The 15,676-nt window shown below is 71.0% G+C and carries 16 protein-coding genes and 1 riboswitch; of the genes, 8 read left to right on the top strand and 8 right to left on the bottom strand.

Annotation, left to right across the window (positions count from 1 at the left end; translation table 11 throughout):
• Nucleotide 1: 1 nt before the first annotated feature.
• Entirely contained in the window at nt 2-2,701 is a 2,700-nt protein-coding gene (mutS, locus tag ACE3PU_RS03860; RefSeq protein ID WP_374386831.1) for a DNA mismatch repair protein MutS, read from the bottom strand.
• A gap of 50 nt (nt 2,702-2,751) precedes the next feature.
• Nucleotides 2,752-2,960: riboswitch (cobalamin riboswitch) on the top strand.
• A 144-nt stretch (nt 2,961-3,104) separates the two neighbouring features.
• On the opposite strand from mutS, the gene ACE3PU_RS03855 reads away from it, so the two are divergent.
• Nucleotides 3,105-4,931, top strand: a complete 1,827-nt coding sequence (locus tag ACE3PU_RS03855) for a TonB-dependent receptor plug domain-containing protein (RefSeq protein WP_374386829.1) — start codon at nt 3,105-3,107, stop codon at nt 4,929-4,931.
• Here ACE3PU_RS03855 and ACE3PU_RS03850 read toward each other — a convergent pair.
• From ACE3PU_RS03850 to ACE3PU_RS03840, 3 genes are all read right to left on the bottom strand, one after another.
• Entirely contained in the window at nt 4,915-5,835 is a 921-nt protein-coding gene (locus tag ACE3PU_RS03850) for an aldo/keto reductase (RefSeq protein ID WP_374386827.1), read from the bottom strand. The two genes, ACE3PU_RS03855 and ACE3PU_RS03850, sit on opposite strands and share 17 nt — an antisense overlap.
• 96 nt (nt 5,836-5,931) lie before the next feature.
• The gene (gene maiA / locus ACE3PU_RS03845) at nt 5,932-6,564 is read right to left on the bottom strand and encodes a maleylacetoacetate isomerase (protein ID WP_374386825.1); all 633 of its coding nucleotides are present in this window, start codon (nt 6,562-6,564) and stop codon (nt 5,932-5,934) included.
• Nucleotides 6,564-7,217, bottom strand: a complete 654-nt coding sequence (locus ACE3PU_RS03840) for a fumarylacetoacetate hydrolase family protein (protein WP_374386823.1) — start codon at nt 7,215-7,217, stop codon at nt 6,564-6,566. The genes maiA and ACE3PU_RS03840 overlap by 1 nt, the downstream gene beginning before the upstream one ends.
• Nucleotides 7,218-7,352: 135 nt before the next feature.
• On the opposite strand from ACE3PU_RS03840, the gene ACE3PU_RS03835 reads away from it, so the two are divergent.
• The 3 genes from ACE3PU_RS03835 (at nt 7,353) to ACE3PU_RS03825 (ending at nt 8,391) form a co-directional block, all read left to right on the top strand.
• On the top strand, nt 7,353-7,697 hold the full coding sequence (locus ACE3PU_RS03835) for a YqjD family protein (protein WP_374386820.1): 345 nt from the start codon (nt 7,353-7,355) through the stop codon (nt 7,695-7,697).
• A complete protein-coding gene (locus ACE3PU_RS03830) occupies nt 7,697-8,104 on the top strand; it encodes a hypothetical protein (RefSeq protein ID WP_374386818.1) in 408 nt (135 codons plus the stop codon). Before ACE3PU_RS03835 ends, ACE3PU_RS03830 begins: the two co-directional genes overlap by 1 nt.
• Nucleotides 8,105-8,214: 110 nt before the next feature.
• Nucleotides 8,215-8,391: a DUF1328 domain-containing protein gene (locus ACE3PU_RS03825; RefSeq protein ID WP_374386816.1), complete on the top strand. Its 177-nt coding sequence runs from the start codon at nt 8,215-8,217 to the stop codon at nt 8,389-8,391.
• A gap of 96 nt (nt 8,392-8,487) precedes the next feature.
• Here ACE3PU_RS03825 and ACE3PU_RS03820 read toward each other — a convergent pair whose 3' ends face one another.
• Both ACE3PU_RS03820 and ACE3PU_RS03815 read right to left on the bottom strand, forming a co-directional pair.
• A complete protein-coding gene (locus tag ACE3PU_RS03820; protein ID WP_374386814.1) occupies nt 8,488-9,339 on the bottom strand; it encodes a metallophosphoesterase in 852 nt (283 codons plus the stop codon).
• The gene (locus ACE3PU_RS03815; protein WP_374386812.1) at nt 9,339-10,280 is read right to left on the bottom strand and encodes a diacylglycerol kinase family protein; all 942 of its coding nucleotides are present in this window, start codon (nt 10,278-10,280) and stop codon (nt 9,339-9,341) included. The genes ACE3PU_RS03820 and ACE3PU_RS03815 overlap by 1 nt, the downstream gene beginning before the upstream one ends.
• Nucleotides 10,281-10,431: 151 nt before the next feature.
• Here ACE3PU_RS03815 and ACE3PU_RS03810 point away from each other — a divergent pair, with 151 nt between their 5' ends.
• Both ACE3PU_RS03810 and ACE3PU_RS03805 read left to right on the top strand, forming a co-directional pair.
• Nucleotides 10,432-10,782 (top strand): glycine zipper domain-containing protein, encoded by a 351-nt coding sequence (locus ACE3PU_RS03810; RefSeq protein WP_374386810.1) that lies wholly within the window; start codon nt 10,432-10,434, stop codon nt 10,780-10,782.
• Between the two features lie 103 nt (nt 10,783-10,885).
• A complete protein-coding gene (locus ACE3PU_RS03805) occupies nt 10,886-11,323 on the top strand; it encodes an OmpA family protein (RefSeq protein ID WP_374386807.1) in 438 nt (145 codons plus the stop codon).
• 19 nt (nt 11,324-11,342) lie between these two features.
• Here the strand turns inward: ACE3PU_RS03805 and greA are convergent, their stop codons facing one another.
• The gene (gene greA, locus ACE3PU_RS03800) at nt 11,343-11,825 is read right to left on the bottom strand and encodes a transcription elongation factor GreA (RefSeq protein ID WP_374386805.1); all 483 of its coding nucleotides are present in this window, start codon (nt 11,823-11,825) and stop codon (nt 11,343-11,345) included.
• A gap of 64 nt (nt 11,826-11,889) precedes the next feature.
• Here greA and ACE3PU_RS03795 point away from each other — a divergent pair, with 64 nt between their 5' ends.
• Together ACE3PU_RS03795 and ACE3PU_RS03790 are read left to right on the top strand one after the other, a co-directional pair.
• Entirely contained in the window at nt 11,890-13,119 is a 1,230-nt protein-coding gene (locus tag ACE3PU_RS03795; RefSeq protein ID WP_374386803.1) for an NAD(P)/FAD-dependent oxidoreductase, read from the top strand.
• A 26-nt stretch (nt 13,120-13,145) separates the two neighbouring features.
• The gene (locus ACE3PU_RS03790) at nt 13,146-14,795 is read left to right on the top strand and encodes a M28 family metallopeptidase (protein WP_374386801.1); all 1,650 of its coding nucleotides are present in this window, start codon (nt 13,146-13,148) and stop codon (nt 14,793-14,795) included.
• Here ACE3PU_RS03790 and ACE3PU_RS03785 read toward each other — a convergent pair.
• Complete coding sequence (locus tag ACE3PU_RS03785) at nt 14,792-15,670, bottom strand: WecB/TagA/CpsF family glycosyltransferase (RefSeq protein WP_374386799.1); 879 nt, start codon at nt 15,668-15,670, stop codon at nt 14,792-14,794. The two genes, ACE3PU_RS03790 and ACE3PU_RS03785, sit on opposite strands and share 4 nt — an antisense overlap.
• Between the last annotated feature and the right edge of the window lie 6 nt (nt 15,671-15,676).

The following is a 15,676-nucleotide window of genomic DNA, read 5'->3' as shown; positions in this document are numbered from 1 at the left end:
GTTAAGAACCGCCGAAACCGCCCTGAAGCGCCTTCAACCGATAGAGCGCCTCCAGCGCCTCGCGCGGGCTGAGGGCGTCGGGATCGACGTCCCGCAGCGCCGCCTCGGCGGGCGAGGGGCCCCGCACGGGCTCCGGCTCGGCCACGGCGAACAGGGGCAGGTCGTCCAAGCGCGCCGCGGCGGCCTTCTCGCCCTCCAGCCGCTGCAGCACCGAACGGGCGCGGGCGACGACGGCGGCGGGCACGCCGGCCAGCTTGGCCACCTGCACGCCGTAGGAGCGGTCGGCCGCGCCGGGCGCCGCCTCGTGCAGGAAGACCAGGTCGCCGTTCCATTCCTTGGCGACCATCGACAGGTTGCAGACGTGGTCCAGCCGCGTCTCCAGCTGGGCCAGCTCGTGATAGTGGGTGGCGAACAGGGTCCGGGCGCGGTTGGTCTCGTGCAGGGCCTCGGCCGTGGCCCAGGCGATCGCCAGGCCGTCGTAGGTCGCCGTGCCGCGCCCGATCTCGTCCAAGACGACGAAGCTCTGCGGCGTGGCCTGGGTCAGGATGGCGGCGGTCTCGACCATCTCCATCATGAAGGTGGAGCGGCCGCGCGCCAGGTCGTCGCCCGCGCCTACTCTGGAGAACAGCCGGTCGACCACGCCCAGCCGCATCGCCCGCGCCGGCACGAAGGCCCCGGCCTGGGCCAGGATCACCAGCAGGGCGTTCTGGCGCAGGAAGGTCGACTTGCCCGCCATGTTCGGACCCGTGACGATGGCCAGCCGCGCGCAGTCGGCTCCGGACCCGTCCAGCCGGGCGTTGTTGGGCGTGTAGGGGTCGCCCGCCGCCTTGACCGCCGCCTCGACCACCGGATGTCGCCCGGCGTCGACCGAAAAGATCAGGCTGTCGTCGACCACGGGCCGCGTGGCGCCCACTTCCTGGGCCCATTCCGCCAGGGCCGCGTGGGCGTCCAGTTCGGCCAGCGCCTCGGCCACCGCCTGCAGGGGCCGGGCCAGGCGCGCGACCTCGCGCCGCCAGCCCTCGAAGATTTCACCCTCCATGGCCAGCGCACGATGGCCGGCCTGGCTGATCCTGGCGTCCAGCTCCGACAGTTCGACGGTGGTGAAGCGGACCTGGTTGGCCAGGGTCTGGCGATGGAGGAAGGGGCTGTCCGGACCGGCGCGCAGCAGGCCTTCCGCCGCCTTGGCCGAGGTCTCCAGGAAATAGCCCAGCACCGCGTTGTGCTTGACCTTGAAGGCCACGCCGGATTCGGCGACGGCGCGGGCTTCCAGGTCGGCGACCACGCGTCGGCTGTCGTCGCGAAGGGTGCGGGCGGCGTCCAGTTCGGGGCGATAGTCGGGGCGCACGAAACCCCCGTCGCGCGCCAGATGCGACGGCTCCTCGACAAGGCCTTCGGACAGATCGACCATCAGCCGCGCGACGTCCGGCGACAGCGTCAGCCGGTCCAGGGCCAGGGCGATGCGGCGCGGCTGGCCCGTGATCGGGTCGACCTGGCCGATGAACAGGCCGGCGATGCCCTCGGCGATGGTCAGGCCGCTGCGGATCGCGGCCAGATCGCGGGGCCCGCCGCGGCCCAGGGCCAGCCGCCCGACCGCGCGCGCCACATCCGACGACGCCTTCAGCCCGTCGCGCAGGTCGCGCCTCAGATCGCGCCGTTCCAGCAGCCACTCCACGGCGTCCAGCTGCTCGTTGATCGCCAGCGGATCGCGCAGCGGTCGCGCGATCCGTTCGGCCAGGGCCCGGGCGCCGCCCGAGGTGACCGTGCGATCGATGCAGGCCAGAAGCGACCCCTCGCGTTCACCCCGCTGCGTCCGGTCGATCTCCAGACTGGTCCGCGTGGCCGGGTCGATGGCCAGAAAGCCGCTTTCGCCCAGCCGGCGCGGCGGCGAAAGGGCTGGAACCTTGCCGACCTGGGTCGTCTCCAGATAGGCCGCGATCAGCCCCAGGGCCGAAACCTCCGCCTCCTCGAAGGCGCCGAAGCCGTCTAGCGCCGCGACGCCGTACAGCCGCTCGACGCGCGCGCGCGCCGCCTGCGGCTCGGCGATGGCGGCCGCCAGCGCCTGGACCACGCCGCCCGACCCTTTCAGCGCCTCCGCCGTGGTCTCGTCGGAGAACATCTTGTCGGTGACCAGGACCTCCGACGGTCGGAAGGCCGCCAGCGTCGCCGCCAGGTCCCCCAGGGCGCAGGCGACGCAGTCCACGGATCCGGACGACAGCTCGACCACCGCCACCGCCGCGCGCCCCTTGCGCAGGGCGACGGCCGCCAGGCGATTGGCGCCGCGCGCATCCAGCAGCGAGTCCTCGGTCAGGGTTCCGGGCGTGACGACCCGGACCACCCCGCGATGGACCACGGCCTTGCCGCCGCGCTTCTTGGCTTCGGCGGGGTCTTCCAGCTGTTCGCAGATGGCGACCTTGTGGCCGATGCGGATCAGCCGGGCCAGATAGCCTTCCATCGCATGGACCGGCACCCCGGCCATCGGAATGTCCTCGCCCTGGTGCTTGCCGCGCTTGGTCAGGGTGATGCCCAGGGCGGCGGCCGCGACCTCGGCGTCGCCGAAGAACAGCTCGTAGAAATCGCCCATGCGGAAGAACAGGATGGCGTCCGGCTGGCCCGCCTTGGCGGTCAGGTATTGCGCCATGAACGGGGTCGCGCCCTCGAGTGAGGCGGCGATTTGGGGCGGATGGGAGACAGGCGCGTTCATGTGGCGACAGGGTGACGGATCGGGCCGGGCGTCTCAAGCCCGTTGAACAGCCCTTGCACAGGCTTGTCGCCCCTGCGATAGGCCGCGCCAGGCGGTTAAGGGAACACGGTGAGACACCGTGGCTGTGCCCGCAACTGTAGGCGGCGAGAGCGTCGTCCGTCCGGGGTTTCGACCTCGGCGCCACTGGGAAACTGGGAAGGCGAGGACGGCGGTTTTTGACCCGCAAGCCAGGAGACCTGGCCGCCGACGTCGCTCGCTCCTGTCCGGGACCAGACAGTGGCGCGGTTTCTCCGTGGAAGCGACCCGACCTTGCGCCGTCCAGACCCACCCGGTCTGGCGGGTCGGCTCGCTTTGATCGGTCTCTCGCGCGCATTCGCGAGACCGCACACGGGGATTTCGCTCAATGAAGCGTTCCATTCTGCTTTCCACCGGCGCCCTGGCGTCCGTGTTCGCCACGCCCGCCCTTGCGGCCGACGAAACCACGCAACTGGACGAAGTCGTCGTCACCGCGACGCGCATCCCGGCCATCGTCGCCGATACGCCCGGCGCCCGCGTCATCGACGGCGGGACCATCGAACAGCGCGGCGCGATCTTCGCCGCCGACATCCTGGCGGACGTGCCCGGTCTGTCGGTGACGCGCACCGGCGCGTTCGGCGGCGTGGCCCAGGTCCGCATGCGCGGAGCCACGCCCGGCAAGACCCTGGTCCTGGTCGACGGCGCGCCGGTCAACGACGCGGCGGAGCCGAACGGCGCCTATGACTTCTCAAGCTTTGAACTGGCCGACATCGCGCGGATCGAGGTGCTCAGCGGGCCGCAGTCGTCGCTGTGGGGCTCGGACGCCATCGGCGGCGTGATCTCCTTCACCACCCGCGAGATCGACGGCGTTCGCGCCGAGGCCGAGGCCGGCAGTTTCGACACCGTGCGCGGCCGTCTGTCGGCGGGCGTGGCCAATGAGGCCTACGCTGTCAGCGCCTATGTTTCGCGTTTCCAGACTGACGGCGTCTCCGCCGCCGACGAGGCCGACGGCAATCCCGAAGCCGACGGCTTCCGCAGCACGACCCTGGGCGCCAAGGGCCGCTACGCCTTCTCCGACACGGTGAAGGTCGACGGCGCGGTGCGCTGGAACGAGAGCCATGCCGACCTGGACGGCTTCCCGGCGCCCGACTACGCCCTGGCCGACATGGACGACACCCAGGACAGCGAGCAGTGGTCCGGTTTCGCCCGGCTGAGCGCCGTCGCCCTGGGCCTGGACCATCAGTTCAGCGTCTCGGCCTCCGACATCGATCGCACCTCCTACAGCGACGGTTTCGGTTCGACCTTCACCGGCGACCGCCAGGCCTATCGCTGGCAGGCGGACGGCAAAACCCGGGACGTGAACTACGCCTTCGGCGTCGAACGCAACGAGGCCTCGGCCGCGCTGTCGTCGGGCCTGTCGCGCGACCTGGCCATCACCTCGGTGTTCGGCGTGGCCCAGTATGAGGTCGGGGCGCTGAATCTGACGGGCGGCCTGCGATACGACGACACCGACGACTTCGGCTCGGAAACGACGGGCCGCATCTCGGCGGCCTATGAGCTGGCGGGCGGCTTCATCCTGTCGGGCGCCTACGGCACGGGGTTCAAGGCGCCGACCGTCAGCCAGGCGGTCTGCGACTACTGCTATGCGCCCCTGCCGTGGGCCGAGCTGAGGCCGGAGACGGCGGACAGCGTCGAGGCGGCCCTGGGCTGGGCCTCGTCCGACGGGCGGTTCGACGGTCGGGCGACGCTCTATCGCCTGAACGTGGAAGACCAGATCACCTATACGGCTGGCCAATACATCAATGTCGCCAAGACCCGGTCGGACGGGTTCGAGCTGGAGGGCCACGCCCTGCTGGGCGCCGGGTTCGACCTGACGCTGGCCTATGCGTGGACCGACGCCGAGGACCGCACGACGGGCCTGCGCCTGCTGCGCGTGCCCGAACATGCCGGATCGGCGACCCTGGGCTGGACAGGCGATCGGCTGTCGGGCGCCCTGACGGTGCGGGCGGAAGGCGATCAGGACGATTCCGGCGGATTCTCCACCGTGGCGCGCGAGGGCTTCGTCACGGCCAATCTGAACGCGGCCTATGCGCTGACGGACAAGGTCACCCTGACGGCGCGGATCGAGAATCTGGCGGACGAGCACTATCAGCAGGCGTTCGGCTACGGAGAGCCGGGGCGTTCCGGCTACGTCGGAATCAGGCTGCGCTACTGATCCGGGCGCGCGCGTCGGCGGCGAAGGCCGCCGGCGCGTCGAGCGCCAGCGCGGTCCAGTCCAGCCGGGGGCAGGGCGCATGGGCCGCCGCCAGGATGGCGCGCAGCTCGGCCGCCGAAGCGACGCTGGTCACCACCATGGCCACGCTGTTCAGCGACAGGGCGTAGCCCAGGGCGGCCTGCATGGGATCGCAGCGCATCTCGGCCAGGCGACGCCGCGTGCGCGACAGACCCTGGGCGTGGCCGGCCATCTCGGGGGGCAGGTCGTCGCCGCCGGCGAACAGCAGGCCGTTGGCGAACACCGACGACAGGTGGACGTCGACGCCCATGCCGGCCAGTTCGTCCAGCACCCCGTCCTGCGCCGCGCGCTGGTCCAGCAGGCTGCAGCCGATCTGGACCACGTCGGGCTCCAGCCGTCGCGCCAGCAGGGCGGGCCCGTCCTCGATGGTGGCGCAAAAGCCGATGCGGCGGAACAGGCCGCGCTGCTTCAGCGCCTGCAGCCGATCCCACAGGGCGCGCCCCTCGGCGCCGGCCAGTTCGGCGGCGTTCGACACCAGGAGCGCCTCGCCGCGCGGCAGGCCCATCCGCTCCAGGGATCGGCGCGCGCGCGCTTCGACACGGTCCAGCCCGTCGGCCAGGGGCACGGTCCGCACCGTGACCTGGAAGGGCGAGGGGAAGGGCCAGGCCTGGCCCAGCAGCCGCTCGGCGTCGCCTTCGGGCTTGGTCGCGACAAGTTTGACGCCCGCGTCCGCGCCGGTCTGCAACAGGAAGCGCATCGCCTCCTCGCGCGCGCCCGAGGGCGCGGCCATGAAGGCGCCGGGCGCGCGCTCGGGCTCGGTCACCACGGCCAGGGCCAGGCGATTGACGGGCGAGGGCGCCGAAGGTGTGGCGGGGGATGGCGTCACCCCGGGACAATGACTCGCAATGTTTAAGGGACGCTGAGCGAGACCTTGCCCAAATCTTACTTATCCACCGGTGATTGCGGAAAATCGGTGGACGGCTCAATCGGCGTCGGGCTGCCGGTCCGGATGGGCGTCGATAAAGGCCGGATGGGCCAGCGCCCGCGTCTCCACCTGCAGCAGGCCGGGCCAGGCGGCGGTGTCGATATTGAACCGCCGCGCGGAATACAGTTGCGGGATCAGATAGCAGTCCGCCAGCGACGGCGCGTCGCCGAAGCTCCATCCCGCGCCGTGTCGAAGCACCAGGCTCTCCAGGGCGTCGAAGCCCGGAACGATCCAGCGGGCCGCCCAGGCGTCCACCGTGGCCTGGTCCGCCCCGAAATCGCGCCTCAGCGATCCCAAGACACGCAGATTGTTCAGCGGATGAATGTCACAGCCGATCAGGGCCGCCATCCCTCGGACCGTGGCCCGGTCGGCCGGGTCGCCCGGCAGAAGAGGCGGATCCCGATAGGTCTCCTCCAGCCACTCCAGCACGGCCGGGCTCTGGATCAGCACCCGCCCGTCGACCGCCAGCGCCGGCACCATTCCCTGCGGGTTCAGCGCCAGGTAGTCGGCGGCCTTCTGCGCGCCCTGGCGCAGATCGTGCGGCGCCTGGTCGTAGGCCACGCCCTTCAGGTTCAGGGCGATCCGAACCCTGTAGCTGGCGCCGGACCGCCAATAGCCGTGCAGGACCATCACGCCACCTCGAAGGCCAGCGTCTCCAGGCCCGCGATGGTGACGACGATCCGGTCGCCCTTCACCACCGGGCCGACGCCCGAGGGGGTGCCGGTGAAGATCAGGTCGCCGGCCTCCAGCCTCCACAGCCGACCGGCTTCCTCGACGATGCGGTCGGGGTTCAGGATCATGTCGTCCAGCCGGCTCGACTGGCGCGTCTCGCCATTGACCGTCAGGGTGATGGCGCCGGCCGGGTCGGGCAGGGCGCCCAGCGTCACCGCGCCGCAGGGCGCCGACTGGTCGAAACCCTTGGCCGCGTCCCACGGCCGTCCCGCCTTCTTGGCCTCGGCCTGCAGGTCCCGCCGGGTCAGGTCGCAGCCGACCGCCCAGCCGACGATCCTGCCGCCCTCGCCGATGGCGGCGACTAGCTCGGCCTCATAGTGCAGGTTCGCCGTCGCCGACGGATAGGCCGGGTTCGCCCCGTCCGACACCAGCGCGTCGGCCGGCTTGGAGAAGAAGAAGGGCGTCTGCTTGTCCGGATCGGACCCCATTTCGCGGGCGTGCGCCGCATAGTTCTGGCCGACGCACAGGATGCGCCGCACCGGCAGACGACGGTCGTCGCCGACGATGGGCAGGGACGGGGTTGGACGGGGCGGGAACAGCCATTGGGTCATGCGCGCTTTGTAGATTGAGGCTTCGTCGCTGGCGAGCCCGGGAGCATGTTGCGGCGCGGGAACCTTGACCACGCCGTAGCGTTGGCTATCGGGGACCCCTATTCTAATGCAAAGCTTGTGAACGGAGCGCGCATCATGGCCACGACCAAGGCACGAGAAGACATCAAGAACGACCTGAAGACCCTCAAGGAGGATCTGAAGGCCGGCGCGCGCGAGGAAACGCAGCGCCTGCGCGAAAAGGCGGCCGAGGCGGAAGGCCGCCTGCGCGCCAAGAGCGACGAGTTCCGCGAACAGGCTCGCGGCTATTATGAGCAGGCCCGGGTGCGCGGCCGTGAATATTACGACGACGCCGCCGAGCGTCTGGACGAGGCCCAGCGCTACGTCGTGGAGCGGGTGCAGGAGCGTCCGCTGCAGTCGACCGCCGTCGCGCTCGGCGTGGGCCTCGTGCTCGGCATGCTGCTCGCCGGCCGCCGCCGCTGATGTTCAAGGGCATCGTCAAACGTCTGGTGGCGACCAGCGTCGTCGTCGGCAGCGTCTTCCTGGCTGTCGTCTTTTTCGGCCTGGCCGTCTTTTACGCGCTCAGCCTGGTCATGGCCCCGCTGGGCGCCGCCGCGGTGACGTTCGGTCTGTTCGCCATGACGGCGCTGGTGACAGCGCTGATCTTCCTCAAGGGCGACGGCCATGACGACGAAGAGGACGAACACGAGCACGAAGGTCTGCTGGGCAAGGTGTTCCATATCGTGCGCGAGCGCCCCATCGTGGGCGCCGTCGGCGGTCTGGGGGCGTTGTTCCTCCTGCTTCGCAACCCCGCTCTGGCTGCAGTCGTCGCCAGCATGGTGACGGAGCGCAAGCTGGATGAGCGCGGCTATCGCCGGCGTCGGCGCTAGAACTTAACCTTCGCCGTTCAGGGAACGGCCCGGACATCGCAGCGTTGTTCTTTCGACGGAAGGGAAGTTTCCCGACTTTGTCGCAACAACAACTTCAGGAGGACCGGGCCATGCTTCGTTGGGCCATTATTTTCCTGGTCGTGGCCTTGGTCGCGGCCGTGCTCGGCTTCGGTGGCATTGCGAACTTCTCGTTCGAAATCGCCAAGTTCATCGCCGTTGTCGCCATTATCCTGTTCGTCATCGCCCTGGTGGCTGGCGGACTTCGTGGACGCGGGACGCGCATATAGCGCTCGCTCTGTGAGATCGAGAGAAGGGCCGGAACCCGTGTTCCGGCCCTTTTCACTTGCGCGCGATCTTCTGTCCCGCCTTTACGCGCCCGTCGGTCAGACCACCGCCTTCTCGCGTTGGCCAGGGTGCTGAGGATCCGGCGCGGTGGCCGCTTTGCGGGTGTCCTGACGACGCGGCAGACGCCAGATTTGATGCGAGCTGTAGCGCTCGCCGTCCCAGGCCAGCGCCGTCACCGTGATCGTCTTGGCGTCCCAGTCGATCTGGTTGAACCCCGGAGGCGACCCCCGCTCGCGATGCGACAGCGTCCCGCATCCGACGGCGTAGGAACATTTGTCCGCCAGCGGGATGGGCATGGCGAAGGGCACGTGGACGTGGCCGGTCATGATCAGGTCGACCCCGGCCTCGGCGAAGATCAAGGCCGCCTCGTCGCCGCGCTTGACGTCGCCCGTCATCGGCGTGCCGATCATCTCGATCAGCGGGTGGTGGCAGGCCAGAACCCTCAGCGCGCCGATCGGCGCCTGACGCAGGGCCTCGGCCGCGCGCCGGGTCTGGTCCAGGTCGATGACGCCCTTGGACCAGTTGGGGCGGGCCTGGAAGCCGCGAGCCGTGACCACGCCCCGCACCATCACCGTGTCGTTGCAGAACTGGCCGTCGTGCGCCGGAAAGCCCGTCGCGGTCTCGAACGCCCGCCAGGGGTGGAAGACCCGGGCGATTGCGTCCCAATAGGGAACGTCGTGGTTGCCCACGATGACGAAGCGCGGCTCAGGCATGGCCCGCATCCAGTCGCGGGCCGCCGCGAACTCGTCCGGATAGCCCTTCTGGGTGATGTCGCCGGTGATCAGCACCAGGTCGTTGGGCGTGGCGTGCGCATAGTCCAGCGCCGCAGCGCAGGCCCGCTTGTGCTCACAGCCGAAGTGGATGTCGGAGAACTGGAGAATGCGCCCCATCAGACGCTGTCCTCGGCCGCCGGGGGCCGGGGCGTCAGGGCGCGAAAGGCCTTGGGCGCGAAGCGGACCACCGCGTCCGGCTTCAGCAGCAGGGGCTCGCCGTCGATTACGGCGGGAATTCTCGAGCGCGCCCGCACCTCGATGCGCTTGGCGGGCCGGGTCGACACCGCCGGGTCATGGCGCCAGTCGCTGAACAGGGCGTTGGCCGCCAGGCGGAAGGCCTGGCTGGCGTCCGACGGGTCCATCGCCGCGGCTTCCAGTCCGACCGGCTCCTCCATGGCCTTGGAGATCATCGGGCTGATGAGCACCAGCGCCTCGGCCCGACGCCGGTCCCCGCCGTCCAGGCTGAAGCGCAGCCGACCGGTGAAGGCGCGCTTCAGGGCCCGACGCCCATACTGCCACGCGAGTCTCAGCTTGCCCGTCCGCATCGCCTCGCGCGCCGGCGCCCACAGGGCGGGCGAGCCCAGGATGGCGGCGCAGTAGAAGTATTCGCCCTGCACCTCGCCGCCGGAAACGTATTGCGGCTCGCCCTCTTCCAGCGCGCGCCGCAGCGCCTGCTTCCAGTCCGCCGTTCCGTACAGCGCCTTGGGCAGCATGTTCATCGTCCCGCCCGGCAGGGGGGCGATCATCGCGCCGTCCGGTTTCGCGCGGGACGCCACGGATCTCGCGGTGCCGTCGCCAGCCAGGACGAAGATGACGTCCGGCTTGGAGGCGAAGGCCTGGTCGATGGCCGCCTCGAAGCCTTCGCCGTCCAGCACGACCACCTCGGCGTCCAGATCATAGTCGGCCAAGATCCCTTCGGCCTCGCCGACCGCGCGCGACCCCACGCTGCCGGACAGGGGATTGACCAGCATCACCGCTCGCCGCAGCGGCGTGTGCGGCGTCAGCGCGCCCTTGGGCGCTGGCCCCGCTTCGGCATCAGGCTCAACAGTATCGGTCATGCCCGCCCAACGCCTCGCCGTCCTCGCCGTTCCGCCTCTGCGACAAGCTTCGCCATATATCCGCCCTTACGCCATGTTGGCTGGGAACCGCGAAGCCTAAGCCACGTTTGGCTCAGCAGGGCGAATGAAACAGATTCCGAGGAGAGACAAAATGAACAAGGCGATTATCGCGATCGCGGGGGCCGGTCTTCTGGCCTCGGCCTGCGCCAGCGACCCGTACGGCTACAACGGCGGTTCGAACCAGGCCGTCCGTCAAGGCGCGATCGGCGCGGGCCTCGGCGCCGTGGCCGGCGCCATCGTCGGCAACAATGTCGGCGGCGGCAATGCGGCGACCGGCGCCCTGATCGGCGGCGCGCTCGGCGGCGCGGCCGGCGCGATCCGTGGTTCGAGCCAGGACCGCAACAACCAGCAGCGCTACCGCGACAGCCAAGGGCGGTACTACTACTGCTACGACAATCGTCAGGACGAGTGCTACTGGGACAACGGTCAGCGCCGCTACTGATCCGCTTCCCGGCGCCTGAGGGCGTCGAGAGACTGATGTTTGGGCGGCTCGTCGAACCGGCGAGCCGCCCTTTTCATGACCGCCGTGGGGCGTGGGAGGGCGTATGAGATTGATTGCAGGAGGCCTGGCGCTCGCCGTGCTGGCGACGGCCGGATGCATGACCCGCCCCGGCCGCGATGCGCTGGTTCAGCGGACGGACTGCGCGCCCATCCGCTTCGACATCTATTTCGCCACCGATCAGGCCGGCCTGACGCCGGTGGCCGAAGAGGCCGTGCGGCTTGGCGCGAGCCAGGTCGCCGGCTGCGCCATCGACCGGGTGCGCGTCCTGGGACTGGCCGATGCGCAGGGCGCGCCGTCCGCCAATCTTGATCTTTCCGAGCGACGGGCCCGCAGCGTCACCGCAGCGCTGGAGGCGCAACGCTTGCCCGCCCCCGTGTTCGAGGTTCAGGCCGCCGGCGCGTCGGGGGCGACGACGGCCGACGGAGCCAATGCGCCGATGCGGCGGCGCACCGAGGTGCTGATCGAGGCGCGCCCGCGCTGAGCGAGCGCGGGGCCGGGCTTCACGCCGAGACGGCGGTGATCGCCACCGTCTGACCGGCGACGACCGCTTCCTCGTCCACGCGCTTGCCCAGCAGGGCCTGGGCCAGGGGCGAGACATAGCTGACGCGTCCCTGGGCGGGATCGGACTGGTCTTCGCCGACGATCCGCCAGGTCTGGGTGCGGCCGTCCTCACGCTCGATCGTAACCGTCCCGCCGAAGCGGACCACGCCGTCGTCGGCGCCCGGCTCGACCCGTTGCGCCGAGGCCCGTCGCGACGACCAGTAGCGCAGATCACGCGTGGCCCGCGCCATGGCCGTGCGGTCGGTTTCGATGGAGCCCTGCGCCTGGGCGGCGGAATAGGCCGCGCGCGCCGCCGCCAGCTCGGCCTCGATCAGCGCCAGACCTTCGGCGGTGACGAGATTGGCGTGGGGCGAGATCGGGCGATCGACCAGATCGGCGGCCGTGGCTTCCAGGTCTTCTTCGCGAGTGAATGCGACGCTCATGACACGGAACATAGCAACGGCGCCGCCTATGGCCAGCGGCGCCGTGAACGGGCAAAGCGGAACGATGCGGCAGGATCGTCCAACCATCTCCATCGTCGGCGCCGGCCCCGCAGGCCTGATGGCGGCCGAGCGTCTGGCGGCGGCCGGGTGCAGGGTCGTCGTGCATGAGCGGATGCCGTCCGTTGCGCGCAAGTTCCTGATGGCCGGGCGCGGCGGTTTGAACCTGACCCATTCCGAACCGCAGCCGGCCTTTCTGGACCGCTACGGGGCGCGCCGCGACACGATCGCGGCCTGGTTGGACGCCTTTTCCGCCGCCGACCTGATCGCCTGGGTCGAGGGGCTGGGCCAGCCGACCTTCGTCGGCACCAGCGGCCGCGTCTTCCCCCGCGCCTTGAAGGCCTCGCCCCTGTTGCGCGCCTGGCTGGTGCGGCTGGGCCAGCTGGGCGTCAACGTCCGCACCCGGTCCGCCTGGACGGGGTGGCGGGACGGGGCCCTGGCGTTCGACACGCCCGACGGGGAACGGCTGGAACGACCCGATGCGGTGGTGCTGGCGCTCGGCGGCGCCAGCTGGCCTCGCCTCGGCTCGGACGCGGCCTGGACGCCGTGGCTGCAGGCGGCAGGCGTCTCCGTCATCCCCTTCCGGCCCGCCAATGTGGGGGCGACCCTGGCCTGGTCGCCGGTCCTGCGCGACCGGTTCGCCGGCGCGCCGCTGAAGGGAATCGCGCTCAGCCACGGCGGAGCGAGCGTGCGGGGCGAGGCGATGATCGCCGCCTACGGACTGGAGGGCGGCGCCGTCTACGCCCTGTCGGCCGGAATCCGCGACGCCGTCGCCCGCGACGGGGCCGCAACGCTGATTCTGGATCTGAAGCCCGACATGCCGCTGGATCGCCTGGCCACCCGGCTGTCGGCCCAGCCCGCGCGGCTCAGCCTGGCGAACCGCCTGCGCAAGGGCGCCGGCCTCGATCCGGCCGCCGTCGGCGTGCTGCGCGAGGCGGGGCCCCTGCCGGACACGCCGGACGCCCTGGCCGCCCGCATCAAGGCGCTGTCGTTGACGGCGACCGGGGTCCAGGGGCTGGAGCGCGCCATTTCCTCGGCCGGCGGGGTGGCCCTGGACGCGGTCGACGACCGGCTGATGCTCAAGGCCCTGCCCGGGGTCTTCGTCGCCGGCGAGATGCTGGACTGGGAGGCGCCGACCGGCGGCTATCTGCTGCAGGCCGGCTTCGCCTCGGGCGTGGTGGCGGCAGAGGGCGTGCGCGCCTGGCTCGACAGCGCGGGCCGGCCGGTCCAGGGTTGAGGCCTGGTCCCAAGCCCGGAGTTCCCATGCGTCCGACCCTGCCCGCCGTCTCCCTCATCGCAATGATTCTGGCCGCCGGCCCGGCCCTGGCCCAGGATGACGGGCGATCCGCCATCGATGCGGACCGCATGAACCAGGCGGTGCGCGTCCTGGCCTCCGACGCGTTCGAAGGCCGCGGCCCGGTCTCCGCCGGCGAGGAGAAGACCGTCGAATGGCTGGCCGAGCAGTTCCGCGCCGCGGGCGCCGAGGGCGGCGGGCCGGACGGCTCCTTCTTCCAGACCGCCCAGCTGTCGCGCACCCGCCAGAACGGCCCCGCGACCGTCGCCGCGCGGGTCGGTGGCCGGACCCTGACCTTCGAACGCGGTCCGGACGTGCTGGTGTCCAGCGATCGACCGACGGACCGCATCACAGTGACCGACGCCCCGGTCGTCTTCGTCGGCTACGGCGCGACCGCGCCCGAGCGTCAGTGGGACGACTTCAAGGACGTGGACGTGCGCGGCAAGGTCATCGTCGTCCTGGTCAACGACCCCGACTTCGAGGCCGCCCAGGGCGATCCGGTCGCCGGCAAGTTCGACGGCCAGGCCATGACCTTCTACGGCCGCTGGACCTACAAGTTCCAGGAGGCGGGCCGGCGGGGCGCCGCGGGCGTGCTGGTGGTCCATGAGACGGCCGGGGCGGGCTACGGCTGGTCGGTGCTGCAGAACTCGTCGGCCGCGCCCAAGTTCGACATCGTCCGCGCCAATCCCGACGCGGAACGCGCGCCCTTTCAGGGCTGGATTCAGCGGGCCAAGGCGGAAGAGCTGTTCGCCGCCGCCGGCCTGGACTTCGCCACCCTGAAGGACAGCGCCCGTCGCGCCGACTTCCGCCCCGTCGAACTGCCCGGCGCGACGATGAGCGTCGACTTCGGCCAGGTCGCCGACCGGGTCGAGACCCGCAACGTCATCGCCCGCATCCCCGGCGCCGCGCGCCCGGACGAGACGGTCATGTACGGCGCCCACTGGGACGGCTACGGCGTCGGCACGCCCGACGCCTCGGGCGACAAGATCTACAACGCCGCCGTGGACAATGCGACCGGGGTCGCCGGCCTGCTGGAGCTGGCCCACGCCTTCGCGGCGGGCCCGCGACCGCAGCGCTCGGTCGTGTTCGCGGCCTGGTCGGGCGAGGAGGCGGGCCTGCTGGGCTCGACCTATTACGCCGCCAATCCGGTCTGGCCGCTGGAGAAGACCGTCGCCAACATCAATGTCGACAGCCTGCTGCCGGGGACCGAGATCGATCCGAACGTGGTGGTCATTGGCAAGGGCAAGAACCAGCTGGACGCCGTGCTGGAGCGTCACGCCAGCGCCGTCGGCCGCACCCTGATCGCCGATCCGGCGCCCCAGGCCGGCGCCTTCTACCGTTCGGACCACTTCCCGCTGGCGATCGAGGGCGTGCCCGCCCTGTTTCCCGCCGCCGGCTTCACCGGCGCCAGCGCCGCCAGCCGCGACTATGTCGAGAACCGCTATCACCAGCCGTCCGACGAATGGGACGAGACCTGGCGCATGGACGCGGCCGCCGCCGATGTCGCCCTGATCTACGCCGTCGGTCGCGATCTGGCGGATTCGCAGGCCTGGCCCGAATGGAACGCCGACGCGGAGTTCGCCGGGGCGCGCGCGGCGTCGGTCGCCGACCGGCGCTAGCGGCCCGGGCGGACCGGCGTGGTCGGTGCGGCGTGTCGGCGGCGACGCGCCGCCCGGATGTCCTCGAGCGCGGCCGGGAGCAGGCTCCAGGGCTCGACGCAATAGCGCACGAACAGCCGCCCTGGATCGCGCGCCAGCCGATAGGCCCATTCCAGGCCCAGCCGCCCGGTCCAGCGCGGCGCCGCCGTCTGAACCCCGGCTTCGTAGTCGAAGGCGGCGCCCACCGACAGGATGGCGCAGGCGGGCAGGCGATCCAGGTTGGCCACGATCCAGGCCTCCTGGCGGGGCATGCCCATGCCCACGAACAGCACATGGGGGCGAAAGGCGGCCACTTCGGCCAGCACCGCCGCATTTTCGGCCGACCCCGGGCTGATGTCGAAGAAGCCGTGGCGGGTGCGGATGTTCGCCTCGGGGTAGCGCTCGCCCAGCCGCCGCGCGGCCGTTTCGCCCACCCCCGGCGCGCCGCCCACGGCCATCACCCGCCAGCCCTCGCGGTCGGCCAGGCTCCAGAAGTGGCCGCGCCAGTCCAGATAGGTGCAGCGGTGGAAGGCCCGGCCCCTAAGTCCCAGCCGCCGCGCGAACGCCAGCAGCGGCCGCGAATCGACCTGGATCAGGTCCGCGGCGGCGTAGAAGGCCTGCATCTCCGGGCTTTTGCGCACCAGATACAGGCTGTGCAGATTGTGGTTGGCCACGACCGTGCGGCGTCCGTCGCGGATATGGCGCGCCAGATGAAGCATCACTTCCTCGGGGCGGACCAGGTCGACCGGCTGGCCCAGCAGGCGCACGCGCTCGTCTTCACGCCGCGCCTGGCGAAAGGCCGGGCGGGCGCGGGCGCGGCGTTCGTTCGCCGAGGTCGGGATCAGGGAATCCGCCATCGCCGC

The sequence above is a fragment of the Brevundimonas sp. genome (assembly GCF_041911375.1).
Lineage (GTDB): Bacteria > Pseudomonadota > Alphaproteobacteria > Caulobacterales > Caulobacteraceae > Brevundimonas.
The sequence above is the reverse complement of the archived record's forward strand: the minus strand, read 5'-3'. Positions and strand labels throughout refer to the sequence as shown.